Raw genomic sequence first — 14,024 nt, forward strand, 5'->3', positions numbered from 1 at the left:
ATTTTTTGAGAAAAAGGGTGCCAAGTTTTGAGGCGTGAACGCCGCTAAGTACTTGATGTGGGTCGTAAGTCGTGACAGCTTTTGCCGACGCCTACATTTTTCAAAAATTAGCTCGGCGAAATTGGATAGTGGCCCGCCGGGCCACTTTTCATTTGTGCCTCTGACTGAGCGAGTCTGCGGCCGATTTCCATTGTCTTGGCTCTCGAGCTGGCAACACCTGACCCCATTGCTGGTACGCTTGGCGCGAGGTTTCTGCCAGTCTTTCGTTCTCGGCAGATTCACAGTGGACGCCGTTAAGCCTATTGGAAGATGGATCAGCCAACATCCGCGTTTTATGACCGTTATGCCAAAGACGTAGCTGCGCGGTATGAGGCGGCGGAAAGTGCCGTTTCCAAGTACTTCCCGCTCGCGTTTGCACCGAGTAGCCGGGTGTTGGACGTAGGCGCGGGCTCAGGGCGCGATATGGCGGTGCTGACCCGTCAAGGCTATGAGGCCTATGGCGTTGAGCCCAGTGCGGCCATGCGAGAGAGGGCGTTGCAAGCGCATCCTCACCTGAGCGAACGTTTGCTGGCTGCAGAGTTGCCGGCGATTGGTGAACCCTTCGGCGGCGGCTTTGATGGCCTGCTGTGCAGCGCGGTGCTGATGCATGTGCCGGATGCCGAGTTGTTTGATGCAGCATTTGCATTGCGCAAGTTGCTCAAGCCCTTTGGGCGGCTTTTGATCTCCTTGCCCTTGGCGCGAGATGACCTGGTCAATGGCGACCGGGACAAAGACGGGCGCCTTTTTCAGAACTACACGCCCGAGGCCATGCAACTGCTGCTGGAACGACTGGGCTTTCAACAGATCGGTCGCTGGGACAGCAAGGACAGCCTGGGTCGTGGTGGCGTGACTTGGTACACCTTGCTGTTTGAGTTGCGCGTAGGGGGCGGGGCTCGGGCGGTCGACCAAATCGAAGGCATTCTTAACCGCGACAAAAAGGAGGCGACCTACAAGCTGGCCTTATTTCGGGCCTTGGCCGAGATGGCGGTGAAGGAGCCCCGTTGCGCGCGGTGGTTGGCTGATGGATGGGTGAGCGTGCCGTTACGAAGGATTGCCGAGAAATGGTTGGCTTATTACTGGCCGATCTTCGCCTCCGAGCGCTTCGTGCCGCAGTCACGCAGTGAGGGCGCAGGCTCAGCCAAACAGCTGAAGTTTCGGGCCGCCATGATCGACCTGATGCAACCCTATCGACAGGCCGGTCTTCACGGTGGACTCAGTGCTTGGCAACAGGATTTGGCCTCGCATCGTTTGCGGGCCGAGCAGGCCAAGTCCTTGGAGGCTTGCTTGAAAACAATCGAGGCGGCGATTCGCGAAGGACCGGTGCGTCATTCGGGCCTGTCTTCCGATGCCGGCTCTTTGTTCAGTTATGACGGCAAGCAGCGCTTGGTGCTGATGCGAGCCAGCCTCTGGCAAGAGTTGAGCCTCTTGGGTCATTGGGTGACCGATGCGGTGATCTTGCGCTGGGCCAGTTTGACCGAGAGTTTTTCACTGCGCCAGCAAATCAGCGCGGGTGACGCCTTGCCCTTGTTGCTGGCTTTGCCCGAGCCGAAGCGTGCCACCTTGTTGGCCCGCCAGGTGTTTGAGCAGGGCGGTGCCAGCGAGTGTGTCTGGAGCCGCAAGCCGCTGCGCGACAAGTGGGCTGTCGATCATGTCATCCCGTTTTCCTTGTGGGGCAATAACGATCTGTGGAACCTGATGCCGGTCGATGGCAAGGTCAACGGCAGCAAGTCAGACAAGCTGCCCACTGCCGACCTGCTGCGCAGCCGTGAACCCCTGATCGTTGAGCATTGGCGTTTGTTGCGTGAGGCCTTGCCTGAGCCATTTGACGCTCAGGCAAGCCAACTCTTGGGTCGACCCTTGAAGGGGCCGCTGCACTGGGAGCAGGAACTGTTCAGTCGCATGCGTGAAGCGGTAGAGCTGACGGCCATGCAGAGAGGCGTTGAGCGTTGGGAGCCTGTTGCTTCCGTTTAATGTCACGACTCGCCCAGGTGAGCCCAGCCCCAAGCAGGAAAACACAACTCAGAGTTCAGAAGAGGCCTGACAAGGCCGGCAGTACTGCAGTCCCTTAAAGCGCTTCTCCTGATTCCAACAGAACTTCCCCTCCGGGTAGCTGATCTTGGTTTGGCAGCTTGCGCAAACCAGCTTGCGGTAGAGCGGATGGCCCGTGAGGTCCGGCGGGCTGGGTTCGCTAGGGCTGTTCGCCAGAGAGGTCGTAGCTTGCACCCCAATTGACCTCGCCGTTGGCACAGACGGCGTCACTGGCGCAGCCGTCTGTTGGGAGGCCTTCGGCGCCATGAAGTCCGGCAGTTGCAGCGGGTCCGCTGGCCGATGCTGGCGGGCTAGCTTCTGAGCCCACTCCTTCAGGCTGTCGCCGCTATGGATATTCATTAACTGACCAAGCAAATGGACGGTGCTCAATCGCTCAATGTGCTCTTCATGCCAGCGGGCGATCATGCCAGCGGGCGATCATGTCGGCCTTGATGACGTTGCTGGTGTCAAAGCGTTTTGCATCTGGACGATGGATGAGGGCCTTGGGGTGCACCATCACGATGTGGTGAAAGGTGGGCGTTAAGCCGGCGCGGCCGCTGATGCCCAAGCGCTCCAACAGTTTGCTCAGGATGCGTTCATGGCGCCGGCTCTGCTCCAAGGGAGATGGCACGCCAAACATCCGCTCGCCTGGATATTCGACCGCGAACTCGCCCGCTTCATTGATGTGCACTTGCCCGTTGAAGCACTTTGTTTCGAACAAGTAAAAGCGTTGGGTCCGGTTGATGACCAAATGGTCAATTTGCGCGACTTCGCCATCGACCTCGAAGCGCAAGTCATGCAAGACGGCATGGTTCTCGCTGTCCTTCGACCAACTGTCGATGTAAAAGGCGGCATCACGCTCGCCCTGTCCGCCCCGTTTTTGGCGCTGCACTTCAGATTTGAGCCAGTTCTTCTGGAATGCATCGAGCAGGGGCGATTGTTGCAACTCAGTCAAGAGCTTGAGGCGTGACGATTTGTCGTCTGCAGACTTGATCAACATAGCAGCGGCTGACTGTTTACTTGCGCAGCATTTTGAAGCCACGGCCTGCGGCTCGGCGCTGGAAGCGGCTTAAGAATCGTGCCTAATCCACTCTTGAGCACTGGATCGAGGCAAAAGGGCCATCCGCGTTTTGTGGTCGCTATGCGAAAGATGATGCAGCCCGGCACCGCACCTCAAATGCCATCTCAGGATAATCACCCTATCCATCATCCCACCCCAGCCGCCCCAAGCCACCCATGAGCGAATCCCAAATCTCCGATCGCCAGCAAGCGCTGGTCGACGAGCGCGTGTTCAACTTTGCGCAGGCGGCGCAGCGGCACTTCAAGACCAATGACTTGGTGGTGTTGCTGGATTTCAGAGCCGAGACGCCCGAGCTGGAGGCGGTGCCGCGGCAGGGGCTGGCCGAGGCCGAGGAACTGTCGCTGGAGGTCAAGCTGAAGCTCGCTCGGCCGGCGTCAGCCTTGAGCCCGGTGTTCGGTGCGCCCGAGCAGGCGTTCTGGTTTCTGGTGATCTATGAAGATGAGGACTCCGACTGCAGCGCCATCAGCGCTGCGGTGCAGGGCGCTGCGTTTGCGGACAAGCTGTCGCCCGGCGCTTGAGGCTTTCGCGCGCTTTCCACGTCTGCAGCACTGACGATGAAACCCTCGCCACTTCGCCGCCTGTTGACCCAGCGCGCCGCCGCTAACCCCGAGCAGGCCCAAGCCCGCGCGCTGATCGCGGCGATAGACGCGGGCGGCATTCCGCTGCACCCAGCCAAGGTGAATCAGATCGCGCGAGCGCTGGGGCTGGAGGTTTCGCGGGAGGCGCCGGTGGAGCAGACCATTGCGCGCATCCGTGAGTTGTTGGCGCAGCTTTCTTGATGAAGATACAGAGGCTTGAAACGAGCAACAGGCCGCACTCGGCGGCCTGTTGCTCGCTGAGAAAGATAAGGCAGGGCCTGAGCGCTGCTTTCGCTTACTTGGCCGCCTTGGCCCGCCCGTACTTCGCCGTGAAGCTGGCCTTGCCCAAGGCGTTGGCATTGATCATGTAGCCGGCCAAGGCAGCGGTGGCATCGGCGGGGATTTCGAGCTTGTCGGTCTTCAGCGCGTGGACGGTGAAGATGTAGCGGTGCGGCTTGTCGCCTTGCGGGGGGCACAGGCCGCCCCAGCCGGCCACGCCATAGTCGATGCGCACATGGCTGGCGCCCTTGGGCAGGTTGGCGCCGCCCACAGCGCCGGCGTCGGGCGCGAGAGCGTTCACATCGGCCGGCACATTGATGACAGACCAGTGCCACCAGCCGGAGCCGGTGGGGGCGTCGGGGTCATACACCGTCACGGCGAAGGACTTGGTGCCGGCCGGGGCGCCGCGCCATTGCAGGGCGGGCGATTTGTTCTCGCCGCTGCAGCCGAAGCCGTTGAACTCGAGCTTGGCGTCCATCAGGCTACCCGGCTTGATGTCCGGGCTGCTGAGTTCGAAGCCGGCGGCGTGGACGATGGAGGCGGCGCCGAGCAGGGCGCTGGCGATCAGGGTTTTGTTGAGGCTCATGCGTGACCTTGTTTCAATGAACACAGAGCCGCTATGGTGCGCTGGCCTTGAGAAATCCGCTAGCCCGTAGGCCTCAAATGCTGTGCGCCAGGCGGCGCAGGCTTCATAGCTTCAATCAAGGACGCAAATGTGAAGGCGCAAAGCCAAAGCGCTCGCGGAAGGCGGCCGAGAAGCGGCTGTGCGAGTCATAACCGCAGCGCGAGGCTACTTCTGAGACCTGCAAACCTGAGTCTTGCAGCAGGGCCATGGCGGTCTCCAGCCTGACTTCGCGGATGCACTGACTGACGGAGGCCGACTCTTCGGCCAGGCGGCGCTGCAAGCTGCTGGCGCTGAGGTGAAAAGCGTCGGCCACTTGTTGCAGCGTCCAAGGCGCTTGTGGGCGCTGGCTCACCAGGCGGCGCACCCGGTCGGCCCAGGTCAGTTCGCGGCTGGCGGCAAACACCAGTCCGCGCTCGGCCAGCAGCAGCAAGACCTCCAGCGCTCGGTGCTCGCGCATCGCGTCGGAGGCGTCGGGGCTTTTCAGCGCCGTCAGCGCGTGGCTGAAGCTGGTGCAGAAGTCCTCGTCGGCCTCCGAGCTGGCGCTGCCTTGCAGCGAGGGCTGGGCGGCGAACTGGCCAAAGCGCTGATAGAAGCGCTCGATCATGCCGGGCGCAAAGGCAATCACACGCGCCTCGTAGCGGCCGCCCACTGGCGGTTCGTTGATCATGTCCCACTGCGTCTGCCGAGGGATGAGAAAGACTTGGCCGGTCATGAATTGCACTTCGCCGCCCGGCGTGACCAGGCGTTTGCGGCCCGCCTGCACCCAGCCTACGAGATCGTCGCGCACGGTGGCCGTGCGCACCTGGTGTGCGACGGCGCTGGAGATATTGAAGGCGATGGCGTCGCCAAAGTGGTGCGAGTTGGACATGGTGGGCGGGAGCGGCAATCGCGCTATTGTCCGCCGCCCGTCCTAGCAGCACCGCCCTAACTCACTGACCCTGCGGGGTGGCTGGCCTTTGGCTGGGTTGCGGCAGCCGCCGGCCTTGCGGTGTTAAGGCTGCGCCATCGTCACGGCCGCCAGCAGCAGCCAGGTGCTGTGCGGCAGCCATTGTTCGTTCCAGCGCCATTGGTTGTCGGTCGGGCCGTTGGCGAAGGCAATGCCCTCGCCGGCGTCGCTGTCGGGTGCGCCGGTGATGCCGTTGGAGACGCCGCCGCGCAGCATCAGGCCAGCGCTGCTAGGTGCGGCGGGCGGGTTGAGCGCGCCAAAGCCGTAGAGCATCGAGATGCCGTAGGGGTTGCGGCCCAGGATCCAGTCGAGCTGCGCTTGGGCGCTGCGCGCCAAAGCGGCGTTAACGCCGAAGTTGGCGGCCGTGGACGTGCCCGCCGGCGCCAGCGCACGGCCGCCCAGCAGCGCGGCGGCGCCGAGCGAGGCCAGGCGTGCGCTTTCGCCCTGCCACCAATAGCCGGTCTCGTTGCGGTGCGGGATGAAGAAGCCGGTTTGCACCGGGCCAGGTTCAGCGCCCGGCGCGGCTTGGCGGAAGCGCTGGCGGGCGTAGCCATAGGGGTTGACGACGGCTTGGTCGAGGCGGCGTTGCGCCTCCAGCGCCTTGGCGATGGCCTGGCGCACCGGGGCCTGCTGCGCCGGCTCGGGCTCGATCGAGAGATAGTGGCTCAGGCTGATGACCGGCAGACCGGCCTCGACCGCATGGTAGTAAGGCCGTTGGCCGACGGCATCGCTGTAGAAATGCCCGTCGCCGTCTTGCCGCTTGAGCATCTGCGCGACCCGCTCGCGGGCGGCCTGCAAATACTCGGGCGCGCCGGTGGCTCGACGCAGCTCGACGGCGGCCAGCAGCGCGGTGTAGTCGTCGATCAGGTTTTCTTGCCCATTGACGCAGTAGCTGCGGTTGTGCGTTTGCAGGTGGGCGAACGCGCGGCGGGCGTCCTTGAGATAGGTCTGGGCGGAGAACTCGCCCTGGCGCCCGGAACTTTGGGCCAGCATGGCCGCACGCGCCAGCGAGGCGATGGCCAGGCCGCCGCCTGCCCTGAAGGCGCTGCGGTAGCCGCTGGTGTAAACGCCCTCCTCGCCCTCGTAGCCCACCACCATGCGCTCGGCCCCTTCGGCGCCCCAGCGGTCAAACACGGTGGTGTAGAAATAGCCCTCGGGGTCTAGCACCCGGTGTAGATAGTCGGCGCCCCAGAAGGCTTCGTCCTGGGCCTGGCGCAGCAGGCCGGCGCGAGCGTAGAGACCGGCTGCCTCATGCGCGCTGTGCGCCAACACCCAGGCGGCCATCGGCGCTTGCTGAGGGTTGAAGTGGTTGGCGTAGCCGAGGTGGGACAGGTACTTGCCGGTGTCGCCGCCGGCATCGCGCCAGCCGCCCCAGACATCGACAATGCGCTGGGTTTCGAAGATGCGGCGCTGGCGGTCGCCCTCGTCGAGGTGTCGCGACTGACGGAAGTAATCGAGCAGCGAACCGGCCGCACGCCGGAACAGCGCTTGGTCTTCGACCTGCACCGGGTGGGAGCGAACATGGCGCCCGCCGACCCAGGCCTCCACCTGGTAGCGTCCCGTCTCGGTCAGCTGCGAAAAATCCACTTCAAAGTGTTGGCGCCCCGGCGTCCAGGCCTCGAAGGCGGGCAGCGCGCTGAGCGGGCCCTCGGCCTGCACCCGGCCATCGCGCAGCACCCGGTAGTGGCCGGTGCTGTTCTTGCCCTTGGCGCTGACCACCGCCACCTTGGGCCCCAGGCGCTCCAGCGCCACCTGGTTGAGGTGCACCTGCAGGGCCGCGGTTGGCAGGCTCACCAGACCTTCTACCTTGTCGGTCTTGGCCGGCGCGGCGATGGCGGCCGGGATCAGCAGCGTGGCCAGCGGCACCAGCAGCAGGCTGCGGCGGGTGGGGAGGATGGCGGCGTTGAAAAGCTGGGGCATCAAGGGCTCTCGCAAGGCTGGATTGTGACGGCAGTGTTTGGGTATTTGGCTTGACCATAACCAGCTGTCACCAAACCGTCAATACATACAACCACTAGAAGTATTAAGATTTGAACAAGCCGATCAAGTACCCGCTCCGATGGCCCGCCGCGGGTGCTGGCTTATCATTTCAGCGACAGAACAAGGACTCGAACCCATGCGAACCATTGGCCGCGGCGCCACCCAGCAATCCAGCGCACCCTATAACCGGCGGGTGGTGCTGGATTTCATCCGCCAGCAGGGCGCCGCTTCGCGCAAGGACATCACCGATATGGTGTCCTTGAGCCCGCAGACGGTGGCCAATATCACCAATGATCTGGAGTCGATTGGTTTGATCGTGTCGCGCCGGCAAAAGGTCGACAAATCGCGCGGCCAGCCGCCGATTGCCTTCGAGCTGAACCCCGAGGGGGGGCACGCCATCGGCGTCAGCCTGGAGCCGGGGCGGGTCTCGGCGGCGCGGGTCAATCTGGTCGGCGACGTGCTGGAGCGCACCGAGATCGAGGTCGACACCAGCCAGCGGCAGAGTCTGCTGGCGGCCATGCTGGCCCAGGTGATGCAGCTGCGCAAGGGTTCCAGGGAGCGGCTCTGGGGCATTGGCGTCGCCCTGCCGGGGCCGCTGGGGGCGACCGACATCAGCTTTGTCGGGCCCACGGCCATGGAGGGTTGGGCCGATCTGTCGCTGCTGGACGAGCTGCGCGAGGCGGCCCGTCTGCCCTTGTTCTACAGCGTTGACAGCGTGGCCGGCGCCCTGGGCGAGACGCTGTTCGGCGTGGCCAAGTCCTTGGACAACTTCTTCTACCTCCATCTCGGCCTCGGCCTGGGTGGCGCCCTGGTCACCAATCGAACCGCCTACCGCGGCGCCAATGGCAACGCCACCGAGATCGGCCATGTGCCGGTGGTGCCGGGGGGCTTGTCCTGTTATTGCGGCAACTCGGGCTGCTTGGAGCGCTATGTGTCCATGCATGCGCTGGCCGAGGCGCTGGGCATCAGCGATCCGCAGCTGCATTCGCCGGAGCTGCTGGCGCGGCTGGAAGACCCGCAGGACGAGGCCGTCAACGCCTGGTGCCGGCAGGCAGGGGAACGGCTGCGCGACGCCATCTGCATGATCGAAAACATGCTCGATCCGCGTGCCATTGTGATTGGCGGTGGTGCGCCCAAGGGCCTGGTCCAACGCCTGCTGGCGGCCGCGCAACCACTGCGTCGATCGGTACGCGGAGGCGTGGGTGATCCGGACCTGCGCCTGCTGCTCTCCGAGCACCAGGGTGACAGCTCCATCCTGGGGGCCGCCGTGCTGCCCATCTACGAAATGCTCTCGCCTCGGCTGGAGACGGTGCAACAAGACCGGCGCCCGGATGCCGATGTGGCGGAAATGTTGGGGCACCGCAGCAGCGGCCGCTGGGGTGCTTGAATAATAAACACACCCATTGGATTTAATTATTGACGAGTGGATGGCGGCCGACCTATAGTCGGCGCCATGGACCGCAACACACCTTTTATTTGTGCCCTCGGCGACATCGGCGTCGATCTCGTCATGGGCATGCTTGAGCAATGGCCGCAGATCGGTACCGAGCTGATCCTGCCGCGCAGCGAGCTGCGGGCAGGATGCTCGGCGGGCAACACGGTGCTCGCCCTGCGTCACCTGGGGGTGCCGGCCCATTTGGTCTCTGCCGTCGGCAATGATGATTTCGGCGTCTGGCTGCGCGCTCAGTTCCACGGTGTCGAAGCTCACCTGGCGACTTGCGACTGCGCCTCCACGGTCTCGGTCGGTCTGATGCACAGCTGCAGCGAGCGCAACTTCTTCACCACCGAGGGCCACCTCGCCGCCTTCACGCTGGAGCAGGCCTTGGAAGGGCTGCCCGAAGCGGTGCCGGGCAGCCTGGTGCTGCTGAGCGGTGTTTTTCTCTTGCCGCGCTTGCGTCAGCAATACCCGGCGCTGCTGAGCGAACTGCGCCGACGGGGCTACCAAGTGGCGCTGGACACTGGCTGGCCCAGCGAGGGCTGGACCGAGGCCGTGCGCGCCGAGGTGCGCGGCTGGCTGGCCGGTTGCGACCATCTGCTGCTCAATGAGTTGGAGGTCTGCCAGCTGGCAGCGGTGGACACGGTGGCGCAGGCCATGCCTATTCTGCAAAGCTGGCTGCGCCCCGAGGCCACCTTGGTCGTCAAGGCCGGCGCACGCGGCGCCTTGGCTTGCCGAGGCACGCTGCAGCTGAGCCAGGCCACCGAGGCCGCCGATGTGTTCGACACCATAGGCGCCGGCGACAGTTTCAATGCCGGCTATTTGGCGGCGCTGCTGCGGGGCGCCTCTTTGCAGCAGGCGCTGGCCAGTGCGTGTCGGGTTGCAACGGCGGTGCTGACGCGCTTTCCGCGCCAGGGCATTCGGCCGGGCGAGTTCAGTCAATTGCTGGCGCAGCCGGCTTGAAGGAGGCAGCCATGCCGCAGCGTTTCGGAATCGTGATCTACATCCTGGTCATCTGGTTTGCGATCTCCTTCGTGACCAATCTGATCGGACCGCTGATGCCGGTCCTGATTCAGGACTTCCAGCTCAGCCTGGGCATGGCGGGCTTTCTGCCCTTCTCCTTCTTTCTGGCCTATGGCTTGGTGTCGATCCCGGGCGGCATTCTGGTGGAGAGGCGCGGCGCGCGCTTCACCCTGATGCTGGCCTTTTTGCTGAACCTGGTCGGTGCGCTGGCGATCGCTTTGCAGCCGGTCTTTGCGGTGGTGATTGGCGGCCTGTTCGTGATCGGCCTGGGCATGGCGCTCTTGCAGGTGGTGATCAACCCGCTGATGCGCACGGCCGGCGGTGAGGCCCACTTTGCCTTCTTCTCGGTGATGGGACAGCTGGTCTTTGGCCTGGCCTCTTTTGTCAGCCCCTGGGTCTTTCAGTGGATGATGGCGCGCCCAATGGCGCGGCCGGGCGCACTGGTTTGGGTCGATTTTTACTGGGCTTTTGTGCTTGGCTTTGTGGCCCTGCTGCTGCTCAACCATCGCCTCGCCCTGCCGCAAGTGGACCTGAAAGAAGACGAGCGCATGGGCGGCCTGAAGGCCTACCGCGAGCTCTTGGCGCGCGTCGACGTGTGGTGTTACTTCCTCGCCATCGTCGCCTATGTGGGCACCGAGCAGACCTTGGCCAACTGGATGTCGCAGTTCCTCAGCAGCCAGCATGGACTGTCCGCCACCGCCGAGGGCGCCGACGCGGTCGGCCAGTTCTGGGGCCTGATGTCGCTGGGCTGCCTGCTGGGCTTGCTGCTGCTCAAGTTGATGGATTCGCGCCGCGTGCTGATGCTGTTTGTCTTGGCTGCTATGGCCTGCGTTGGTGCGGCGCTGTACGGCAACGCGAGCCTGGCGCTGTGGGCCTTTCCGGCGGCGGGCTTTTGCCTGTCGGTGATGTTCTCGGTGATCTTCTCGCTGGCGCTGAACTCGGTGCCTATGCACCACGGCGCCTTCTCCGGCATCTTGTGCACCGGCATCCTCGGCGGCGCAGTGCTGCCCATGCTGGTGGGGCAGCTGGCCGAAGTGCTCGGCCTGCGCATGGCCATGAATAGCGTGTTCATCACCCTGGCCTACATCCTCAGCGTGGCCTTCTGGGCCCGCCCGCTGGTGCCCAACGAAACCATGAGCTTGTCTGCGCTGCTCAGCGCCCGGCGCCGCAAGGCTTCATCGCCGGCCTAGCCCTCTCACCGTTTTCCACCGTATGCCGCCACGGCATGACTGCTTTCGCCTGTTCAACACCTTCGATACTTCCAGGAGCCTTGAATGAAGATGAGTCACCCCTCTCGCCTGGCCTTGACGGCCTTGGCCGCCGCGGCCTTGAGCTGCATTGCCCAGCAGGCGAGCGCGCAAGACAGCGCCGCCGCAGCCGCGCCGACACGCGCCGCTGACAAGGACAAGGGCCTGGAGAAAAACGAGCTGCCGACGGTGATGGTCACGGCCACTCGCGTCAGCTCCGGCCTGCTGCAAACGCCGGTGGCGGTGACCGCCGTCACCCAAGACAAGCTGACCCGCGAAGGCGTCACCGATGTGCGCGGCCTGTCGGGTTCGGTGCCGAATATGCAGATCTCCACCGGCGCCGACTCCGGCGTGCAGGTCAGCATCCGCGGCGTCAGCTCGAACAACTTCACCGAGATCGGCGACCCGGCGGTGGGCCTGCATGTGGGTGGCCTGTACTCGCCGCGTCCGCAGGGCGCGATGGCGCTGATGTTTGACCTGGAGCAGGTCGAAGTGCTGCGCGGCCCGCAGGGCACGTTGTTCGGCCGCAACTCCACCGCCGGCAGCATCAACATCATTCCGGCCAAGCCGGAATTTGGCGAAACCTATGGCTCCGCCGAACTCGACCTCGGCAACTACAACAAGCGCCAGTACAACCTGGTGCAAAACATCGGCCTGAGCGACAACTTCGCGCTGCGCGCGACCTTCAGCAAGATCACGCGCGATGGTTGGATCAATCAAAGCCAAGACTTCACCGACGTCTATGACCCTGTGCATGGCCTGCAGCCCGATGGCATCCCGGATGTGGACCAGCGCCGCAACAGCAAGGTCGACAAGAAGAACTTCTACTACAACAAGGACCAATGGGCGGGCCGCCTCAGCGCACGCGCCAAGTTCAGCAACGATATCGAAGCCTCGCTGTCCTACGAGAAGTTCCAGAACTCCGGTGCCGGTGAGTTGATGATGAAGGACTGCGACCAGGCCGCCGGCACCGCCTACGCCTGCCCCGGTGGCAAGTGGGACGCCAAGATCAATGTGCCCGGCAAGATCGATATGTCCATCGACACCGTGCGCGGCGGCTTGATCTGGAACCTCAACAAAACCTCCACGCTGGAATACAACTTCGCCTACGCGGACCAGCGCCGCTCGCAGCAGACCGATGATGATGGCGGTTATCACCCCCTGGCCAGCCAGATCACGGCCGAGGTGCCCAACCATTCCGGCGAAGAGAGCTGGGGCCTCTATCCCTTCAAGGATGACTCGTCGAACACCATTGACTCGAAGTACATCTCGACCGTTCACGAGTTGCAGTTCAAGCAAAAGACCGACACGCTGCAATACGTCTTGGGCGCCTTCTGGATGCACGAGAAGAACCAAATCAACTACGCGCAAGACATGCTGATGAGCGGCCCCTATGGCCTGCCGACCAGCGCCTATTTCGCGCAGCCGAACCGTACCGTTGACTCCAAGGCCTTGTTCGCACAGGCCGACTGGAAGTTCGCGCCGACCTGGACCGCGACCCTGGGTGGCCGCTACAGCTGGGACAGCAAGGGTGATGTGGGCGGCCGCAACTACGGTTCTTATGGCGCATCCGACGGCGCCTATTACAACGGCCATTACGACTCTGGCCTGCCCGGCCATGAGGGCTTCCGCCCCCACACCAGCAAGGACCTGACCGCAGATATGGGCGCCTTCGCGGGCGTCGGTGCCTACGCAGGCTATGGCGAGCCGGCGCACAACGACCACAGTGAGACCTGGAAGAAGTTCACCTACCGCCTGGGTTTGATGAAGCAGATCACGCCCAAGGACATGGTCTACGGCTCCTTGGCGACCGGCTACAAGGCCGGCGGCTTTGGCGACAAGGACACCTTCTGCATGGAGCACGAGTGCATCGGGCCCTATGCCGGCAAGACCACCTTCTTGCCCTACAAGCCCGAAACCGTCACCAATCTTGAGCTGGGCTACAAGGGCTTGATGCTGGAGAACCGCCTGAGCCTGTCGGCAACCGCCTTCTACAGCAAGTACAAGGATATGCAGGTCACCGGCGACGCCTTCATGACCAAGTTCAAGCCAGAGAATGCCTGCCCGGCCAATTCGGTCGGCTGCGATATTCACAACACTTGGCAAACCATCAATGTCGGCGTGGTCGACATTGCCGGCCTGGAATTGGAACTGGATTACAAGCCCTGGTCCGGCGCGCGTCTGGGCGGTTTTTTCTCGTACCTGAGTACGAAGATGAAGGACTACCCCAGCTTCAGCGACAACTGGCAGTGCGACTACCGCGCCGCCATGGGCGCCCCGGCCTGCCCCGACACCTACACGGGCAGCGATCCGACGTTGGCCGGCCGCAATGTCCTTGACATCACCGGCCACCAATTGCCGCTGGCCCCCAAGTACAGCCTGGGCTTCAACTTCGCGCAGGACTTCAATTTCGACGGCGGCTACCGGCTGACGCCCTGGGTCTCGGTGAAGTGGCAAGACAAGATGTACTTCACGCTGCGCAATCTGGACAACGCGCACATCTCGGACGCCCAGAAGGCCTTCACCAAGATCGATGCTTCGATCAAGCTGGTGTCGCCCAAGAACTGGCATGTGGAAGCCTATGTGTTGAACCTGGGCAATGTCATGACCAAGAACTCGTTGTTAGGGGGCGACGGCTGGGTCAAGGCGACCTGGAACGATCCGCGCACCTACGGCATTCGCGCCGGCATCGAGTATTGAGTCAGTTCGCTCGGAAGGGGCCAGAGAGTCCCTTTCTTGCCACCACAGAGCCACCCTCGCGGT

At 63.5% G+C, this 14,024-nt stretch carries 12 protein-coding genes; 7 read left to right on the plus strand and 5 right to left on the minus strand.

Going from position 1 to position 14,024, the window contains the following annotated elements:
• Nucleotides 1-309: 309 nt before the first annotated feature.
• Nucleotides 310-2,010 carry a DUF8808 domain-containing protein gene (locus WG899_RS15895; RefSeq protein WP_339596633.1) on the plus strand — a complete coding sequence of 567 codons (1,701 nt, stop codon included), beginning with the start codon at nt 310-312 and terminating at the stop codon, nt 2,008-2,010.
• Between the two features lie 48 nt (nt 2,011-2,058).
• Here the strand turns inward: WG899_RS15895 and WG899_RS15900 are convergent, their stop codons facing one another.
• Nucleotides 2,059-2,493 (minus strand): hypothetical protein, encoded by a 435-nt coding sequence (locus WG899_RS15900; protein ID WP_339596634.1) that lies wholly within the window; start codon nt 2,491-2,493, stop codon nt 2,059-2,061.
• Nucleotides 2,474-3,067: a nuclease-related domain-containing protein gene (locus WG899_RS15905; protein WP_339596635.1), complete on the minus strand. Its 594-nt coding sequence runs from the start codon at nt 3,065-3,067 to the stop codon at nt 2,474-2,476. The genes WG899_RS15900 and WG899_RS15905 overlap by 20 nt, the downstream gene beginning before the upstream one ends.
• A gap of 236 nt (nt 3,068-3,303) precedes the next feature.
• Here WG899_RS15905 and WG899_RS15910 point away from each other — a divergent pair, with 236 nt between their 5' ends.
• Together WG899_RS15910 and WG899_RS15915 are read left to right on the plus strand one after the other, a co-directional pair.
• Nucleotides 3,304-3,666, plus strand: coding sequence for a hypothetical protein (locus WG899_RS15910; protein WP_339596636.1), 363 nt, complete (start codon nt 3,304-3,306; stop codon nt 3,664-3,666).
• Between the two features lie 36 nt (nt 3,667-3,702).
• On the plus strand, nt 3,703-3,927 hold the full coding sequence (locus tag WG899_RS15915) for a hypothetical protein (protein WP_339596637.1): 225 nt from the start codon (nt 3,703-3,705) through the stop codon (nt 3,925-3,927).
• Nucleotides 3,928-4,021: 94 nt separating this feature from the next.
• Here WG899_RS15915 and WG899_RS15920 read toward each other — a convergent pair whose 3' ends face one another.
• The 3 genes from WG899_RS15920 to WG899_RS15930 all read right to left on the minus strand — a co-directional run bounded on the left by WG899_RS15920 (nt 4,022) and on the right by WG899_RS15930 (nt 7,496).
• Nucleotides 4,022-4,591: a YbhB/YbcL family Raf kinase inhibitor-like protein gene (locus WG899_RS15920; RefSeq protein WP_339596638.1), complete on the minus strand. Its 570-nt coding sequence runs from the start codon at nt 4,589-4,591 to the stop codon at nt 4,022-4,024.
• A 115-nt stretch (nt 4,592-4,706) separates the two neighbouring features.
• Entirely contained in the window at nt 4,707-5,498 is a 792-nt protein-coding gene (locus tag WG899_RS15925; RefSeq protein ID WP_339596639.1) for a helix-turn-helix transcriptional regulator, read from the minus strand.
• Between the two features lie 123 nt (nt 5,499-5,621).
• Nucleotides 5,622-7,496 carry a glycoside hydrolase family 9 protein gene (locus WG899_RS15930; RefSeq protein WP_339596640.1) on the minus strand — a complete coding sequence of 625 codons (1,875 nt, stop codon included), beginning with the start codon at nt 7,494-7,496 and terminating at the stop codon, nt 5,622-5,624.
• A 196-nt stretch (nt 7,497-7,692) separates the two neighbouring features.
• On the opposite strand from WG899_RS15930, the gene WG899_RS15935 reads away from it, so the two are divergent.
• The 4 genes from WG899_RS15935 to WG899_RS15950 all read left to right on the plus strand — a co-directional run bounded on the left by WG899_RS15935 (nt 7,693) and on the right by WG899_RS15950 (nt 13,961).
• Complete coding sequence (locus tag WG899_RS15935) at nt 7,693-8,943, plus strand: ROK family transcriptional regulator (protein WP_339596641.1); 1,251 nt, start codon at nt 7,693-7,695, stop codon at nt 8,941-8,943.
• Between the two features lie 66 nt (nt 8,944-9,009).
• Nucleotides 9,010-9,954 (plus strand): carbohydrate kinase family protein, encoded by a 945-nt coding sequence (locus WG899_RS15940; protein ID WP_339596642.1) that lies wholly within the window; start codon nt 9,010-9,012, stop codon nt 9,952-9,954.
• Nucleotides 9,955-9,965: 11 nt separating this feature from the next.
• The gene (locus WG899_RS15945) at nt 9,966-11,204 is read left to right on the plus strand and encodes an MFS transporter (RefSeq protein ID WP_339596643.1); all 1,239 of its coding nucleotides are present in this window, start codon (nt 9,966-9,968) and stop codon (nt 11,202-11,204) included.
• A gap of 84 nt (nt 11,205-11,288) precedes the next feature.
• Complete coding sequence (locus WG899_RS15950) at nt 11,289-13,961, plus strand: TonB-dependent receptor (protein WP_339596644.1); 2,673 nt, start codon at nt 11,289-11,291, stop codon at nt 13,959-13,961.
• Nucleotides 13,962-14,024: the final 63 nt, after the last annotated feature.

Source organism: Paucibacter hankyongi (assembly GCF_037482915.1).
GTDB classification, from domain to species: domain Bacteria; phylum Pseudomonadota; class Gammaproteobacteria; order Burkholderiales; family Burkholderiaceae_C; genus Paucibacter_A; species Paucibacter_A hankyongi.

What these genes read in the sequence shown, in the direction of transcription:
- WG899_RS15895 (WP_339596633.1), top strand. Translation starts at nt 310, where the DNA reads ATGGATCAGCCAACATCCGCGTTTTATGACCGTTATGCCAAAGACGTA.
- WG899_RS15900 (WP_339596634.1), bottom strand. Translation starts at nt 2,493, where the DNA reads ATGATCGCCCGCTGGCATGAAGAGCACATTGAGCGATTGAGCACCGTC.
- WG899_RS15905 (WP_339596635.1), bottom strand. Translation starts at nt 3,067, where the DNA reads ATGTTGATCAAGTCTGCAGACGACAAATCGTCACGCCTCAAGCTCTTG.
- WG899_RS15910 (WP_339596636.1), top strand. Translation starts at nt 3,304, where the DNA reads ATGAGCGAATCCCAAATCTCCGATCGCCAGCAAGCGCTGGTCGACGAG.
- WG899_RS15915 (WP_339596637.1), top strand. Translation starts at nt 3,703, where the DNA reads ATGAAACCCTCGCCACTTCGCCGCCTGTTGACCCAGCGCGCCGCCGCT.
- WG899_RS15920 (WP_339596638.1), bottom strand. Translation starts at nt 4,591, where the DNA reads ATGAGCCTCAACAAAACCCTGATCGCCAGCGCCCTGCTCGGCGCCGCC.
- WG899_RS15925 (WP_339596639.1), bottom strand. Translation starts at nt 5,498, where the DNA reads ATGTCCAACTCGCACCACTTTGGCGACGCCATCGCCTTCAATATCTCC.
- WG899_RS15930 (WP_339596640.1), bottom strand. Translation starts at nt 7,496, where the DNA reads ATGCCCCAGCTTTTCAACGCCGCCATCCTCCCCACCCGCCGCAGCCTG.
- WG899_RS15935 (WP_339596641.1), top strand. Translation starts at nt 7,693, where the DNA reads ATGCGAACCATTGGCCGCGGCGCCACCCAGCAATCCAGCGCACCCTAT.
- WG899_RS15940 (WP_339596642.1), top strand. Translation starts at nt 9,010, where the DNA reads ATGGACCGCAACACACCTTTTATTTGTGCCCTCGGCGACATCGGCGTC.
- WG899_RS15945 (WP_339596643.1), top strand. Translation starts at nt 9,966, where the DNA reads ATGCCGCAGCGTTTCGGAATCGTGATCTACATCCTGGTCATCTGGTTT.
- WG899_RS15950 (WP_339596644.1), top strand. Translation starts at nt 11,289, where the DNA reads ATGAAGATGAGTCACCCCTCTCGCCTGGCCTTGACGGCCTTGGCCGCC.